The 15,523-nt window shown below is 48.6% G+C and carries 11 protein-coding genes; 3 read left to right on the plus strand and 8 right to left on the minus strand.

The genetic code is table 11. The features are described from left to right. Window positions 1-18 precede the first annotated feature (18 nt). From DW896_RS17865 to DW896_RS17875, 3 genes are all read left to right on the plus strand, one after another. On the plus strand, window positions 19-1,329 hold the full coding sequence (locus DW896_RS17865) for an MFS transporter (protein ID WP_005835491.1): 1,311 nt from the start codon (window positions 19-21) through the stop codon (window positions 1,327-1,329). 23 nt (window positions 1,330-1,352) lie between these two features. After that, window positions 1,353-2,324 (plus strand): glycoside hydrolase family 130 protein, encoded by a 972-nt coding sequence (locus DW896_RS17870; RefSeq protein ID WP_009037046.1) that lies wholly within the window; start codon window positions 1,353-1,355, stop codon window positions 2,322-2,324. A 295-nt stretch (window positions 2,325-2,619) separates the two neighbouring features. After that, window positions 2,620-4,863, plus strand: a complete 2,244-nt coding sequence (locus DW896_RS17875; protein ID WP_005835493.1) for a GH92 family glycosyl hydrolase — start codon at window positions 2,620-2,622, stop codon at window positions 4,861-4,863. 78 nt (window positions 4,864-4,941) lie between these two features. Here DW896_RS17875 and DW896_RS17880 read toward each other — a convergent pair whose 3' ends face one another. From DW896_RS17880 to DW896_RS17915, 8 genes are all read right to left on the minus strand, one after another. Continuing rightward, the gene (locus DW896_RS17880) at window positions 4,942-6,468 is read right to left on the minus strand and encodes an ATP-binding protein (RefSeq protein WP_119993602.1); all 1,527 of its coding nucleotides are present in this window, start codon (window positions 6,466-6,468) and stop codon (window positions 4,942-4,944) included. 439 nt (window positions 6,469-6,907) lie between these two features. Continuing rightward, window positions 6,908-7,792, minus strand: a complete 885-nt coding sequence (locus DW896_RS17885) for a TraB/GumN family protein (protein WP_005835496.1) — start codon at window positions 7,790-7,792, stop codon at window positions 6,908-6,910. Window positions 7,793-7,870: 78 nt separating this feature from the next. Beyond that, window positions 7,871-8,383 (minus strand): C40 family peptidase, encoded by a 513-nt coding sequence (locus DW896_RS17890; protein WP_005828855.1) that lies wholly within the window; start codon window positions 8,381-8,383, stop codon window positions 7,871-7,873. Then, entirely contained in the window at window positions 8,380-9,183 is an 804-nt protein-coding gene (locus DW896_RS17895) for an ABC transporter ATP-binding protein (RefSeq protein WP_005828854.1), read from the minus strand. Before DW896_RS17895 ends, DW896_RS17890 begins: the two co-directional genes overlap by 4 nt. 25 nt (window positions 9,184-9,208) lie before the next feature. Then, window positions 9,209-10,696 (minus strand): DUF5687 family protein, encoded by a 1,488-nt coding sequence (locus DW896_RS17900; protein WP_005835497.1) that lies wholly within the window; start codon window positions 10,694-10,696, stop codon window positions 9,209-9,211. Between the two features lie 83 nt (window positions 10,697-10,779). Beyond that, the gene (locus DW896_RS17905; RefSeq protein ID WP_044467820.1) at window positions 10,780-13,608 is read right to left on the minus strand and encodes a pitrilysin family protein; all 2,829 of its coding nucleotides are present in this window, start codon (window positions 13,606-13,608) and stop codon (window positions 10,780-10,782) included. Window positions 13,609-13,711: 103 nt separating this feature from the next. After that, window positions 13,712-14,512, minus strand: a complete 801-nt coding sequence (gene kdsA / locus DW896_RS17910; protein WP_119993604.1) for a 3-deoxy-8-phosphooctulonate synthase — start codon at window positions 14,510-14,512, stop codon at window positions 13,712-13,714. 23 nt (window positions 14,513-14,535) lie between these two features. Then, the gene (locus DW896_RS17915) at window positions 14,536-15,462 is read right to left on the minus strand and encodes a diacylglycerol kinase family protein (RefSeq protein ID WP_005828845.1); all 927 of its coding nucleotides are present in this window, start codon (window positions 15,460-15,462) and stop codon (window positions 14,536-14,538) included. Between the last annotated feature and the right edge of the window lie 61 nt (window positions 15,463-15,523).

Here is a 15,523-nt window from a genome sequence, read left to right on the forward strand (position 1 = left end):
AGATAATATACAGAAGGGATGAGCCGAAAAAATCATAATCCTATATCGTGGGTCCCCACCGTATATTTCGCCATGGGATTGCCGTTCGTGGTGCTGAACATGGTTTCTGTGCTGATGTTCAAGGGGATGGGTATCGGTGACGCGCAGATTGCTCTGTGGACGTCGCTCATCATGATGCCCTGGACGCTGAAGTTCCTTTGGAGTCCGTTCCTTGAAATGTTCAAGACGAAGAAGTTTTTCGTGGTACTGACGCAGATGGTTACCGGAGCAGGTTTTGCTCTGGTGGCTTTGGCGTTGCAGTTACCGTTCTTTTTTGCGATATGCATTGCGCTGCTGGCAGTGATTGCTTTCAGCGGAGCCACGCACGATGTGGCTACGGATGGTGTCTACATGTCGGAACTGAACAAGCAGGACCAGGCCAAGTATATCGGTTGGCAGGGAGCCTTCTACAATATAGCGAAGATTGTGGCGTCCGGCGGGTTGGTCTGGCTGGCAGGTGCCTTGCTGGTAGGTTTCGGTGGGGTGGAGGGTGCCACAGAGGCAGTCCGCCACGAGGCTACCCGGCATGCATGGATGACGGTGATGCTGATATTGGCGGCGGTGATGCTGCTGCTTGGCTTCTACCACATGCGCATGCTGCCATCGGGCGGTGCGGCCGCATCCGGCGCCAAGTCGGCAAGAGAGACGTGGGAGCAGTTGGTGGCGGTAATCAAGGATTTCTTCTTGAAGAAGCACATCTGGTACTATATAGCGTTCATTATCCTTTATCGCCTTGCCGAGGGTTTTGTCATGAAGATTGTCCCTCTTTTCTTGAAGGCGGAGCGTTCGGCAGGTGGCTTGGGACTGAATGAGCAGCAGATAGGTTTGTACTACGGCACTTATGGGGCGGCAGCCTTTGTGCTGGGGTCACTGTTGGCAGGCTATTACATTTCGCACCGGGGATTGCGGCGGACGCTGTTCTCTCTGTGCTGCATCTTCAATCTGCCTTTTGTAGCGTATACCCTGCTTGCCATGTACCAGCCGGAAAGCGGGTTGCTGATAGGTAGTGCCATCGTGCTCGAGTACTTCGGTTATGGTTTTGGTTTTGTGGGACTGACTTTGTTCATGATGCAGCAGGTGGCGCCGGGAAAGCACCAGATGGCACATTATGCCTTTGCTTCGGGCATCATGAATCTGGGTGTGATGTTGCCGGGCACAATCAGCGGTTTTGTCAGCGACTGGTTGGGGTACGAGGCGTTCTTTACCTTCACGCTGTTTGCCACCATTCCGGCGTTCCTCATTACGTACTTCATACCATTTACGTATGCCGATGAGAAGAAACAACAATAACCAATTAATAATATAGAGCAATTATGAGCAACAAAATCACAATGCCTTGGGAAGAACGGCCGGCAGGCTGTAAGGATGTAATGTGGCGTTATTCGGAGAATCCCGTAATAGACCGCTACCATATTCCGTCGTCGAACAGCATTTTCAACAGTGCGGTGGTTCCGTTTAAGGATGGTTATGCCGGTGTGTTCCGTTGTGACAACCGGGCGGTGCAGATGAATATCTTTGCCGGTTTCAGCAAGGACGGCATCCACTGGGAAATAGAGCATGAGCCAATCAAGTTCAAGGCCGGGAATACGGACATGATAGAGTCCGAATATAAATACGATCCGCGCGTGACATGGATTGAGGACCGCTACTGGATTACGTGGTGCAACGGCTACTACGGCCCCACCATCGGCATCGGCTATACTTTCGATTTCAAGGAGTTCTTCCAGTGCGAGAATGCTTTCTTGCCTTTCAACCGCAACGGTGTGTTGTTGCCTCAGAAGTTCGATGGCAAATATGCGCTCTTGAGCCGTCCCAGCGATAGCGGACATACTCCTTTTGGCGACATCTACATTAGCTTCAGCCCTGACATGAAATTCTGGGGCGAACACCGCCATGTGATGGCTCCTACGCCTTTCCCCGAAAGTGCCTGGCAGTGTACCAAGATAGGGGCAGGTTCGGTACCGTTCCTCACGGACGAGGGTTGGCTGATGTTCTATCATGGCGTGATAACCACTTGTAACGGTTTCCGTTACTCCATGGGAGCAGCTATTCTGGATAAGGACAATCCTGCCAAGTTGCTCTACCGCACCCGTGAGTATCTGCTTGCGCCGGCTGCTCCATACGAACTGGCAGGCGATGTACCCAATGTGGTGTTCCCTTGCGCAGCATTGCAGGATGGAGAACGTGTAGCTGTATACTACGGTGCAGCCGATACGGTAGTGGGGCTTGCTTTTGGCTATATCCGCGAGATTCTGGAGTTCACGAAGCGCACAAGTATTTTGTAAGCACCAAGCAGTTGGCGGGTGCTTGGTATTGCTGAAAAGCGTCTGCCGTAACTGTCTTATACTTAGTGTAATGTCACTGCAAAGATACTGCATGCTTTTTGCAGTGCTACTGCAAAGCCGTTGCAGCGCCACTGCAAAGCTGATGCAGCGTCACTGCAAAACTGTTGCAGCGCTACTGCAAAGTAGTTTGCAGTGTCACTGCAGACCGTTTGCAATAACTTTGCAGAGTGCATGCAATGACACCGGCATGGGTAGCGTGCTCACTAACTAATAAAGAACAAATCCTTACTATATTATGAAACGACTGATTACTTTCTGTATCATCTCCTTTGGAATGCTCACGGCATCTATGGCTGCGGAGAAGCATCCTGCGGACTATGTGAATCCTTTTGTCGGTACCACCAACTTCGGTACCACGAATCCGGGAGCCGTCTGTCCCAATGGAATGATGTCCGTAGTGCCCTTCAACGTGATGGGTTCGGAGGACAACAAATACGATAAAGATGCCCGCTGGTGGTCTACTCCCTATGAGTATCACAATTGTTTCTTTACCGGATACTCGCATGTCAATTTGAGCGGTGTGGGCTGTCCGGAATTGGGTTCTCTGCTGCTGATGCCCACTACGGGAGAGCTGTCCGTAGATTATAAGGAATATGGAAGCCGCTATAAGGACGAGCAGGCATCCCCCGGATATTACAGCAACTTCCTGACCCGCTACAATGTGAAGACGGAAGTGACGGCAACTCCTCGCACGGGTGTGGCGCGTTTCACCTTTCCTGCCGGGCAGAGCCATGTGCTGCTGAACCTGGGCGAAGGCCTGACCAATGAATCGGGAGCTTTTCTGCGCCAGACGGGTAAATGCGAGTTTGAAGGTATGAAGCTGCTGGGTACTTTCTGCTACAACCCACAAGCCGTTTTTCCCATCTACTTTGTGATGCGTGTCAACAAGCAGCCCGCCGCTTCGGGCTACTGGAAGAAGCAGCGCCCCATGACCGGTGTAGAGGCCGAATGGGACCCCGATAACGGACGCTACAAACTTTACACCCGCTACCAGAAGGAACTGGCGGGAGATGATATCGGCGCCTATCTTACATTCGATACCGAAGAAGGCGAGCAGGTGGAAGTACAGATGGGAGTCTCTTTTGTGAGCATGGAGAATGCCCGCCTCAATCTGGATACCGAGCAGCAGGGAAAGAACTTCGGTCAAGTGCTGGAAGAAGCCCGTCGCCGCTGGAACGATGACCTTTCGCGCATCCTTGTAGAAGGAGGTACGGAGGAACAGAAAACCGTTTTTTATACGGCACTCTATCATACGCTGATACATCCCAATATCCTGCAGGATGTGAACGGGGAATATCCCGCTATGGAGAGTGATAAGATTTTGACTACCCAAGGCGACCGTTATACCGTCTTTTCTTTGTGGGACACTTACCGCAATGTGCACCAGCTTCTTACGCTGGTATATCCCGAACGGCAATTGCAGATGGTGCGCTCCATGCTCGACATGTACCGCGAACACGGCTGGCTTCCCAAATGGGAACTCTACGGACGTGAGACGCTGACCATGGAAGGTGACCCTTCCATTCCCGTCATCGTCGACACCTGGCTGAAAGGTCTGCGCGACTTTGATATAGAACTGGCCTACGAGGCCATGTGCAAGGGAGCCACCCTGCCGGGAGCGGAGAATCTGCTCCGTCCGGACAATGACGACTACGTGTCATTGGGATATGTGCCCCTGCGGGAGCAGTATGACAATTCCGTTTCGCATGCCCTGGAATACTATATTGCCGACAATGCTTTGTCGCGCATAGCCGCTGCGCTTGGCAAGAAGGAGGATGCCCGTCTGTTCCACGAACGTTCGCTGGGCTACAAGCATTATTACTGTAAGGAGTACGGTACTTTCCGTCCTATCCTGCCTAACGGTGAATTCTATGCTCCTTTCGACCCGAGGCAGGGAGAGAACTTTGAGCCGAACCCCGGATTTCACGAAGGTTGTGCCTGGAACTATACTTTCTATGTTCCCCACGATGTGAAAGGGCTTGCCCGGCTCATGGGTGGAAAGAAGCCGTTCGTAGACAAGCTTCAGCGTGTGTTCGACGAAGGACTGTACGACCCTGCCAACGAACCGGACATTGCATACGCCCATCTTTTTTCTTATTTCAAGGGTGAGGAGTGGCGCACGCAGAAAGAGCTGCACCGCCTTTTGCAGAAGTATTTCAAGAATGCCCCCGACGGAATTCCCGGCAATGATGATACCGGAACGATGTCCGCTTGGGCTATCTTCAATATGATGGGCTTTTATCCGGATTGTCCCGGAGAACCGGCTTATACGCTGTCTACTCCGGTATTTGATAAGGTGACCATAAAGCTCGACCCTAAGTATTGGGGACGCGACCAACTGGTGATAGAGACGGAACGCCCGTCGGCAGAGTCGCTTTATATCCGTGAAATGGAACTGGGAGGAAAAAAACTGTCCCGATATCGTATCACTCATGAAGAACTGGTGCAGAGTGGAAAACTGCGATTTAGGCTTCGATAGGTATTGTGAGTCAGGATAGCATCGGTGATGGTTTAGGTTGCCCGTCGTTGACAGAGTTCATGTCAGTGGCGGGCTTTTCTATGCAGGTTGGCTTCCGGCAGGCTGATAGGGTATTTCGAACCAGAATTCGGAACCTTTCCCCGGAATAGAGCTGACGCCCACTTTTCCGTTCATTTTCTCGGCAATCATGGTGCAGATGGAGAGTCCGAGACCCGTGCCTTGTTTAAAACTGTTTAGCTTGACAAAGCGTTCGAATACATCCTTTTGCTTTTCAGGAGGAATGCCGCAACCGGTATCACGGACAAAGAAGCGAATCCTGTCTTCTTGCGGCAGGTGATAACCAATGTCGATGAAACCTTCTTCCGTATGCTTGAGGGCGTTTGACAGATAATTGTTCAGTACTTGTCTTACCCGTTTGGGGACTGTGTGAATAATACAGTAATCCGCACCGGGCAGGAGACGTATACTGACTTCGGACGGAAGTTTCAGTTTTGCCATCGTCTGCATTTCATCAAGCGTCTTGTTTACATCCATATCTCCTTCTGTGAATTCGAGAATGCCAGCTTCGATGCGTGACAGGTCGAGAATATCGTTAATCAGTTGCAGCAGCAGCTGGGTGTTTTCTTCGATGATATGTATGTATTCCTTTGTATCTTCGTCTTGTATTGCATCGGAAAGTATGGAGGAGAAGCCGACAATGGCGTTTAGCGGAGTGCGTATCTCGTGGCTCATATTGGCAAGAAAAGCCGATTTCAGGCGGTTGGCTTCTTCTGCTTTCTCTTTGGCTGCCAGCAGTTCGGTGATGTCCAGTGCAGAACTGACAATCCACCTCTCTTTCCCTTTGTTGTAGGACACCAGCGTTTTGTGAAACGACAGAATATACTCTCTGCCTTTGGGATTGACAAAGTGTTTGATGTAGGACTGGGGAGTTTCCGACTCTTCAACTTCTTTGTCTGTCTCTTGGATGAAATTATCTTGCATTAGGGGTTTGAACTCCTCTTCATAGTGTCCCACAATATCCTCAGCGGGGACTTCCATCATCTCTGCCGCTTTTTTGTTCCATATCAGGTAGCGTCCTTCATCGTTTTTGTCTTTTACTGTCGTGGCGATGGGAAGGTTCTCCAGAATACTTTCAAGGAAGAAACGGTATTTTTCGTTTTCCCGGCGTTGGACTTCATCTTCCGTAATGTCGCGTATGAAGGCTATGACATAATTTCTGTTGAGGTAGACCATGCGCACTGCGATATATAGTTTCTCACCACTTTCTATTCTTATCTTTAGGGTCAGGCTGTCCGAAGTGCGGGTATTCAGTACGCGTAACAGCGACGTCATGTATTTCCGGCATTCATCGGCATCTGTCACTAAATTATTGATATTTAGAACTCCCGGATTCAGGAACGGAAGTCTGTTTGCCTTTTCGGTAGGTGTATTAAGTAGTTTTACGACAATACCTTGTCTGTTCAGCAGATATACTGGAATGTCTATTGCCCGGATAATCTGTCTGTTCAGACTTTTGTATTTATGATTTATCCAGTATAGAAAGCTTGCAGATGTAACGGCAATTAACAGAAATAACTGTACTTCTCCAAATAATGTAAGATGCATACGCGGTGTCTTTCATTTCGTCTGTCCCCATTGACGAAGGTTATTATATAAAAAGCGCGAGGACTGTTATTGCCTATCTGCATTCGAGGCTCTGGAAAATGCCCACGTCATAAATAGACAACAGTCCCCACGCCTAAGTATATAATAACATAGACGTGAAGAAACTGTTGCTATCATCCCATGACGTTTATTGAATTTTCCAGATTCCGAATAGGCAGGGATAATAACTTTCGCTTCTTGCGTTCTTATCGAATCAAGTCAAAAATGGCCGTTATCACTATAACTGCCAAGACTTTGGTGCAAAAGTAGTATATTTTTTTTGGATGTACGATATGATGAGGAGAATAAAGTGTATATGCAAACAAAGCGTGATGGTATTTGACCGTCACGCTTTGTATAGCTTGCCATTAAAAGTTGTTAGAGAGAATTGTTAGAGGATTTATTTCATGGCTTCTATCGTATATCCTTGTTGTTTCAGAAGGTTCAACACTCCATTGTCTCCGGGCAGGTGTCCGGCGCCGACTACGAAAAGGGTAGGGGCTTCTGTCATGATAGCAGGCATCTTTTCAACCCATGCCTTGTTGCGGTTGTCCAGCATGGCTTCCATCTCTCCAGGCAGCGGGTCGCATGAATTGCCGTCGCGCTCTTCCATCAGTTGCAGCATGGCATCCAGGTCCTGCTTTTCATAAGCGGCAATCAGGCGCTTGCTTTGCTCGATACCTTTCTCGATGTCACTGATAGCGCAGTAGAGGAGGTTTGCCTGGCGTTGCAGCGTCTGGCTGTTGAACAGAATGTCTATTTGTGACTGGGCTGTTTCCAGACCGCCAACTTTCTTGCCTTGCTGTCCGGCCTGCTGCTGGAAGTAAGTGTCGAGCTGTTCTTGCGGGTTGAAGCCCGGAGTGTGTTTCATGTAGAGCAGGACGACAAGCTGCTGGTTGATGGCAGCCGGTTTCAGTTGAGCAAGCATGGCGATGTCTACCATCATATTCTCTTTTACAACTTTACCCACTTCTTCGTATTGCTCGGGAGTAAAGAGGTTTTGCAGCGTGGTGTCTTTGGGCATCATCATCTGCTGTTGCATGCTTTGCATGAAGGCGGGAGTCGCCATTTCGCTCATCACGACCTCACCGTAGACTTGGGTGGTTTCGTTCATGGCCTGCGGCATGGCGGCGATGCTGTCCTTGATGCTGAGTGGAGAGAGATGGTAAGTACCGAAAATATAGGATGGTTTCTCTAATCCTTTACCGGATACTTTCCATAAAAGTTGTGCATTGGCACTCAGCGCAATGCTGATGAATAAGAGGATGCCTAAAAGTTTCTTCATTGCTTTCTTCTTTTAATTGTTTCTGGACTATCAGTCGGGAAAGAGTAAAGAAAATCACAAGAAGGGGAAAAATTAGTATCATTTTATTCTTCCTCCGCAGAGCCAGTGTTGGGTGTAATATTTTTCCCGGAGGTTGCTGACTATGACTCCCTGGCTGGTACTGGCATGGATAAACTTGCCGTCCTTGAGGTAAATACCCACATGGGCTACTTTTTTGCGGGAAGCACGGCTGGTGAAGAACACCAAATCTCCCTCACGCAAGTTGCGGCGGGAGATTTTGCTGCTCTCTTTCAGTTGCCCGTCTGTGCTTCTCGACAGACGGGTGTGGTAAACTTTCTTATACAGTTGCGATACCAGTCCGGAGCAGTCCGTTCCACGCTTGCTGTCACCGCCTGCACGATAGGGGGTGCCTATCCATTCGGAGGCATGGATGTACAGCTTGTGGTTGTCCTGCAGTTCAATATCCACTCCCAAACGGACGGATGCCTGCGCCAGGGCTTTGTAGTCCAGGCGTGGCGCGGAAGTATGGCAGGAACTTAGACCTATCAATATGATGGTAAGAGCTACTATATAAGAAAGATATTTTTTCATGCTTCCGAATTTTTTTCTTCTACCGTTTTATCTTCTTTTTCCGTTATTTCTTCTACGGCTGCTTCTACTACCGTTTCTTCTACCACGGCTTCTTCCTCCACACCGACGTTGAAGTAAGCTTCCAATTCCTGCTCGGCAGAGTTGTTCTCATTTCGTATATCGCGGATAATAACGCCGTTTTCTAACAATGCAATACGTGGACAAACGTCCACTGTGTGATTCAGGTTATGGCTGGAAATGATGACGGTGGCTCCGTGCTCTTCATTGTATCTTTTCAGCAAGTGTTTGATTACAGACTGTGAACTGGGGTCAAGGAAGTTGAACGGTTCATCCAGAATCAACAGTTGCGGGTGATGTAGCATAGCGGAGATGATGCCGATTTTCTGCTTGTTTCCGGCAGAATAGTTGCGGATGAATTTTTTTTGCCCCATCACTTCGCCGTTCATGAAGCGTTCGAAGGGAAGCAGGCGTTCGTCTACCTCCTCTTTCTTCAGACCGTACATCTTACCGATGAAGTAGAAGTATTCTTCGGGGGTGAGGTAGTCTATCAGGAAACCGTCGTCTATAAAGGCTCCCGTGAAGTTCTTCCAGTCCTCGCTTTTGCTGACGTCAATGTCATTGATGGTTACATTGCCCCGGTCTGCCTGCAGTAAGTCAAGAATAAGCCGGAAGAGGGTGGTCTTGCCTGCACCGTTGTTGCCTACCAGTCCCAGCATATCGCCTTGCCCGATGGTGTAGTTCTCTATATCTACGGCTTTTTTTGTGCCGAAATTCTTTTGTAAATTGTTGATGCGTATCATGTTAGTGGTTGATGTTTAATGATTTCTATTTCTGTCTACTGTCCCTGAAGCCTTCCATATTCTTGTAGCGGCGTTTCATGAGTCGGTGATATACATTCATCAGCCAGAATTTGGAAGTGGCGATGAATGCCACGCCGATGCCGATAAGTATCCAGGGGGTGACCTCTTTGCCAAAGATGGCATTCAGTGCAAAAAGCAGCAGTAAAGGTATGCCGAAAGCACCTCCTGAAATCAGATTCTGCAGACCGGTGCCTATATTCTGCCGGCTGGTCATCTTTGAATTCAGGTCGGTAGTCTTGTTGTTGTAGACTGCCAGTTGGAACAGACAGCAGTATACGGCTCCCGGAATGAATATCAGCCATGCAATGCAACCGAGTACGGATACCTTCCCGGTAACCATACCGGGAATCATCAGAATCGTAGGAATGAGCAATGCAATGCTGTACAGTATGTATTTGGCACGCAGCAGCGAGTAGATAGATTCCTTGCGGCTCATCAGTCCGTCAATGTAATTGCCTTCGTAACCCATCAGTGTGCTGAGGAACATGATGCCGAAGATAATGTAATTATAAAGGACGAAGAAATCTCTCAGACCTCCGTCATACACATCGGAAAAGCTAATGATACTACTGAACATTATCACTACACCGGTGATGGAATAGAGCGAACGCTTACAAATCTTGTTGCGTAGCAATAACTTGAGTTCCAGTCTCATGTATTCGCCTATTTCGCCGTAGCGGTCGAGGAATTTGTATTCGGATACATGTTTTATCCGTGTATCTTCCACTTTGTTCAGTTCATTGTAGATGAGTTTCTGCATCAGGGTGCGGTTGATGAACCACATGAGGGCGATGGCAGCCAGTACACCGATGAATGACAGTATATTGCCGGTGATGAACCCTTCTCCCAGATTGACAAAACAGTCGAAAAGCGGACTGTTGTCCGGAATGAATAGTGCGGCGGCAATGCCACCATATACTACTACCGGTAGTGCCAGCCACCAGATGCGCTCACCCATCAGTGTGCGGCACAACAAGAACCAGTAGTTATTGAATACCATCAGCAGCCAGATGCCAATGCAATAGGTCAGCACACCACTGATTCCATAGAATTTGGTGACGGTGATGATGGAAAACGGAACAAACAGAAACAGCCAGAACAGATTGAAGCCATCCAGTCCGGAACGGATCAGCAGGAAGTCGATAAGACGGTTCCGCTTGATGGGAAGCAGCAGGTAGGGCTTCACTTCCTGGGTGGGTGTTTTTTGGAAAGGCAGGCGTATCAGGAAATCCAGCACAAGGACAAATATCAATCCGGAATTCATTACGTGATAGGCTTCTGTGGCACCGCCGTCAAAGGCGAATGCAAAGGTCGTACCGAAGAATATCAGGTAACCGGCCCAGAAGACAAACATGAAGTACATCCAGAATTTTCCGAATTTACTTTTTTCGTACATCGGATTTCGTTTTTCTGCCAGTTTTCCGTGCTTGCGCAAATCTAAGAAAAGACTCATAGTATTTGTATATATAGAGTTTGTATAAAAAAAGCTGCGCTGCCTTTCATCGAACAACGCAGCCTTCTGTGTGTATGGCTCTCTTATTCTTTGTCAGGAGTTTCAGGACTAATCATTGATACCTCAATCTCATTCTTCTGCTTGAACAAGTCGTCGGTGAACTTCTGGATGTCCTTCACGGTGATGCTGTTGACAATCTGTTCGTAATCCTTTATCGGATTCATACCGGTGAACAGGTATTCGTCAATGCTTCCCAGCCAGTAGCTGTTCTCCTTCAAGTCTTCGGCATGTTTCTTCAGCATGAACTCCTTCACTTTATTCAAGTCTCCTTCCGACGGACCTGCTTTGGCGATGTTGTCGAGTTCTGCAAAGATAATCTGCATCAGCTTTTCTCTTTTTGCCGGAGCGGTTTCGAATACAATCTGCAAGAGAGCCTTTTCTTTCGGATATTTGCTTAATTGGCCGCCTACATATACACCGTAAGTGCCCCCTTCGTCTTCACGTACCTTGGCTGTATAAACCAAGTCGAGAATCTGGCTGGTCATACTCAGCAGGATGTCATTTTTCAGGTCGTACTTGCAGTCACCGTTCAGCAGGACAAAGTTCGACGCTTTGGCAGTTTCCTGCTTCCGTACGAATTCGTTCTTATAAACTCCCTGGCGCATGTCCACTTTATTGTCCTTGAATGTTTCCTTGCGGTTGATGGCAGGCAGTGAACCCAGGTACTCGGCGATGAGTGGTTTCATTTCCTCCACATTCACATTTCCTACAAAGATAAAGGTAAAATCGCTGGCATCTTTGTAGCGGTCTTGATACATGGACAGAATCTTGTCATAATCCATCTTGTCAATCATGTCCGCCTTTATTCTGGCTCTTCTGGGATGGTGCATGTAAATACCGGCCGAGACAGAGTCACTGAACGCTACCTGGGGATTCATTTCCATATTCTGCAAAGCAGCTTTGTTGCGGTTCTTGTAGGATGCGAAGGCATCGTCGTCACGGCGTGGAGCGGTGAACGTCAAGTAAGTGAGCTGCATCATTGTTTCGAAGTCTTTCGGTGAACAGCTGCCATTGACGGTTTCTGTCTTGTCACCGATACCATAGCTGACGGAAGCTTTCTTGCCGGCCAGAACTTTTTCCAGGTCTACGGCACTGAAATTACCCAGACCACCGACACTCACTGCATCCAGTCCGTTGATGTTGATGATTTCCGAGTCGGGGAACAGGGAACTACCGCCTAGGCTGACTCCCTTCATGCGGATTTCGTCTGCCTTGAAGTCTGTCTTCTTGATAATGACCTTGACTCCGTTGGAGAGTGTCAGCGTTGTAGTGCCGAATGTATCATCTGTCTGCTCGGATACAATCTTTCCGCCTTTCGGGGCTTCGGCCATCAAAGGTTCATCCGACACCTTGTCTACGTAGGCAGTCAGTTTTTCAGCTTTAATGTCTTTCAGAATCTTCTTGATTGCATCTTCTGTCGGCATTTTCAATCCTTCCTTATCCGGACCGAGAATTGCGACTACCTGGTTACTGTCTGTCACGAGGGCTTGCATCATCTGGTTCAGTGCGGCAACCGGAATGGCGGGAGCTATCTGATTGATGATGGCGTATTCGTTTTCGATGCCCGGAATCGGTTCGTTATCGAGGAAATGACGGACATATTCATCCACGTACTCTTCATTCTTGCGTTTGTCACGCTCGTTATAAGCAGATTCCAGTTGGCGCAGATATTCGGCACGGGCACGGTTGTATTCCGTTTCCGTAAAGCCGAATTGGCGGGCGCGTTCTGTTTCGCGCAGGAGAGTGGCTATTCCATTTTCTATGGCATCTTCCTTGCAGACAACGACACCGGTGAAGGCATCTTTGGTTTTGGCAACAAAGAAATCATCGTCATAAGTGGCGGCATATATATAAGGAGGATTGGCGGTCTGTACCAATTCGTTCAGACGCGCATTCAGCATATTGTTGATGAGCGTGGTTGCATAATTCTGTACCAGATAGCCCATGTCGCCTTTCTGCTCGTCAGGAGTGGCTTCGTGCTTGTTGAAGATGAGGGCTTGTACATTGGACTGTTCCTTGTCCTGATAAACCAATACAATAGGCTCCTTGTTGTCGTTTACCGGATAGTACTCGCGTTTGGCAGCATTGGGCTGGGCGGGAATATCAGAAAACATTTTCTTGATTTGGGCTTCGATGGCGTCCACATCTATATCGCCAACTACCACAATACCCTGAAGGTCTGGACGGTACCACTTTTCATAGTAGTCTCTCAAAGTTTGCGGTTTGAAGTTCATAACGACCTCCATCGTTCCGATAGGGAAACAAGTGGCATACTTCGTTCCTTCGAACATGACTGGAAGCATCTTCTCCTGGAAGCGTTGTATGGCGCTCATACGGGTGCGCCATTCTTCGTTGATGACTCCGCGTTCCTTGTCTATTTCCTTCGGGTCCAGGGTCAAATCGTTACTCCAGTCGTGCAGAATCAGCAGGCAGGAGTCGATGGCTCCCGGAGTAGTGACCGGCACATTGGAAATGTTGTATACGGTTTCGTCTACGGAAGTATAGGCGTTCAAGTTCTCACCGAATTTCACCCCGATACGCTCCAGGTATTGCTTCAGTGCATCACCGGGGAAGTGGGTCGTTCCATTGAAACACATGTGTTCCAGGAAGTGGGCAAGGCCGCGCTGGTCGGCTTCTTCCTGAATGGAGCCTACCTTTTGGGCAATGTAAAAGTCGGCCCGGTTTGCAGGCTGGCTGTTCTTGCGGATATAATAGGTCAATCCGTTGTCCAACTTTCCGATACGGACATTTTTGTCGACCGGGATAGGCGGCATTTGCTGTGCAAATACCTGCTGAAAATTGCAGCAAAGAATTAACGCTACAATCCATAAACCACGTAATAGATGTTTCATATTATTATGAATTTAAATTGTTCTTGAACTATCTGTCGGACAGCCCTTGGATAAATCACAACTTCTGTTGTTTTTTTCGGATTCCATTCCGGATAAATGGAATTTATCTGACTGCTTCCCGGATGCGGACCAATTTGGTCAGCAGGTCTTCCAGCAGGTCGAGTTTCAGCATGTTGGCGCCGTCACTCTTGGCTACGGCGGGATTTTCGTGGGTTTCGATGAACAGTCCGTCTACACCTACGGCAACACCGGCTTTGGCTACGGTCTCGATAAGTTGCGGCATACCTCCCGTGACGCCACTGGTCTGGTTGGGCTGTTGCAAGGAGTGGGTTACATCCAGGATGACGGGGAAACCGAAGGTCTGCATTTCGGGGATGCTGCGATAGTCGATGACTAAATCCTGATAACCGAAAGTAGTTCCGCGTTCCGTCAGCATGACGTTCCTATTGCCTGCTTCCACTACTTTATCAGCCGCAAAGCGCATGGCAAGCGGAGAGAGGAACTGCCCTTTCTTGATGTTGATGGTTTTTCCGGTTTTGGCGGCGGCTACAAGCAGGTCTGTCTGCCGGCAGAGGAAGGCGGGAATTTGCAGAATATCCACATATTCGGCAGCCATGGTGGCTTCTTCGGCTGCATGAATGTCGGTCACGGTAGGTACTCCGAAGGTGGTGTGCACTTTTTGCAGTATCTTCAGCGCCTTTTCGTCGCCGATGCCCATAAAGGAATCCAGGCGGGAGCGGTTGGCTTTGCGGTACGACCCTTTGAATACATAGGGGATTTGCAGTTTTTCGGTGATAGTCACGATACGTTCGGCAATGCGCATTGCCATTTCTTCTCCTTCGATGACACATGGACCTGCCAGTAGGAAGAAGTTTCCGGCAGGATTATTCTTTAATTCAATCATAGGTTGTTACTGATTAAGTATTTTCAATTGGGTATAATCAATGTTATTGCTTCATGCAGTACGCTGATGTCCAGTGGAAAATGACGGTCAAGAATACGTCCGTCCAAATCGACAGAGGCATTTTGCGCACGCAGCACTTTTACTTTTTGCGTACGGTAGGGCATCACTACCTTATGGTTCAGAATCCGCCCTTGGATAAGCATCCACAATCCCGACCATAGTTGCAGCAATTCGGGACGGTAAATGACGGAAACATCCAGCCAGCCATTATAGGGCACTGCACTAGGCGCTTGTCCGTATCCCCACGCACTGCCTATGCAGACAGTCATGATGCGTCCGCGTATATGCTCGCCGTTTATCTTGAGATGCATGCGGTACAGCTTCCGTTCGAAGATAATGGATAGCAGTGCCATGAAGTAAGAGAGGAACTTCACTCCCCAGAAACGCTTGCACTGGTCGGTGATTTTCACGATACGGGCTCCCAGGCCTATGTTGATGGCATTGAGAAAGTAGCGTGTCAGATGCTTTTCACCGTCGTAATAATAGCAGGTACCCACGTCTATTTTCCGGCGGCGGTTGTTGATAATGCAATCCACCGCTTTCTTGTAATCCGAACTCATTTCCCAATAGTCGGCAAAGTCATTTCCTATACCATTGGGGATGATGCCGATGGCTATATTCTCCTTGTCCGGTGCATTGGAAAGCATGATGCCGTTAATGACGTCATTCAGTGCGCCGTCACCGCCTACTACAACAATGGTGCGGTAGCCGTTGTTGGCGAGGATGCCTGCCAGACGCTCTACCGAACCGAACCCTTCGGACTGCACATAGTCGTAAGGCACACCTTTGCTGTCCATGTATTCTTTGATTTCTTTCCACCGTTTCTGCACTTTCCGTGTTCCGGCTTTGGGGTTGTATATCACTCCCAACTTTTCGGGTTCTGCACTCATGATTCTATTTACAATTTGACTATTTACTATTTACGATTTAAATCACCCGGTCACTTTATCA

It is taken from the genome of Bacteroides sp. AM41-16 (assembly GCF_003603495.1).
GTDB classification, from domain to species: Bacteria; Bacteroidota; Bacteroidia; order Bacteroidales; family Bacteroidaceae; genus Bacteroides; species Bacteroides uniformis.

Bases quoted from the DNA above. Each gene is read 5' to 3' on its own strand.
- DW896_RS17890 (WP_005828855.1), bottom strand. From the start codon at position 8,383: ATGAAAAAATATCTTTCTTATATAGTAGCTCTTACCATCATATTGATA.
- DW896_RS17865 (WP_005835491.1), top strand. From the start codon at position 19: ATGAGCCGAAAAAATCATAATCCTATATCGTGGGTCCCCACCGTATAT.
- DW896_RS17880 (WP_119993602.1), bottom strand. From the start codon at position 6,468: ATGCATCTTACATTATTTGGAGAAGTACAGTTATTTCTGTTAATTGCC.
- DW896_RS17895 (WP_005828854.1), bottom strand. From the start codon at position 9,183: ATGATACGCATCAACAATTTACAAAAGAATTTCGGCACAAAAAAAGCC.
- DW896_RS17870 (WP_009037046.1), top strand. From the start codon at position 1,353: ATGAGCAACAAAATCACAATGCCTTGGGAAGAACGGCCGGCAGGCTGT.
- DW896_RS17900 (WP_005835497.1), bottom strand. From the start codon at position 10,696: ATGAGTCTTTTCTTAGATTTGCGCAAGCACGGAAAACTGGCAGAAAAA.
- DW896_RS17905 (WP_044467820.1), bottom strand. From the start codon at position 13,608: ATGAAACATCTATTACGTGGTTTATGGATTGTAGCGTTAATTCTTTGC.
- DW896_RS17875 (WP_005835493.1), top strand. From the start codon at position 2,620: ATGAAACGACTGATTACTTTCTGTATCATCTCCTTTGGAATGCTCACG.
- DW896_RS17885 (WP_005835496.1), bottom strand. From the start codon at position 7,792: ATGAAGAAACTTTTAGGCATCCTCTTATTCATCAGCATTGCGCTGAGT.
- kdsA (WP_119993604.1), bottom strand. From the start codon at position 14,512: ATGATTGAATTAAAGAATAATCCTGCCGGAAACTTCTTCCTACTGGCA.
- DW896_RS17915 (WP_005828845.1), bottom strand. From the start codon at position 15,462: ATGAGTGCAGAACCCGAAAAGTTGGGAGTGATATACAACCCCAAAGCC.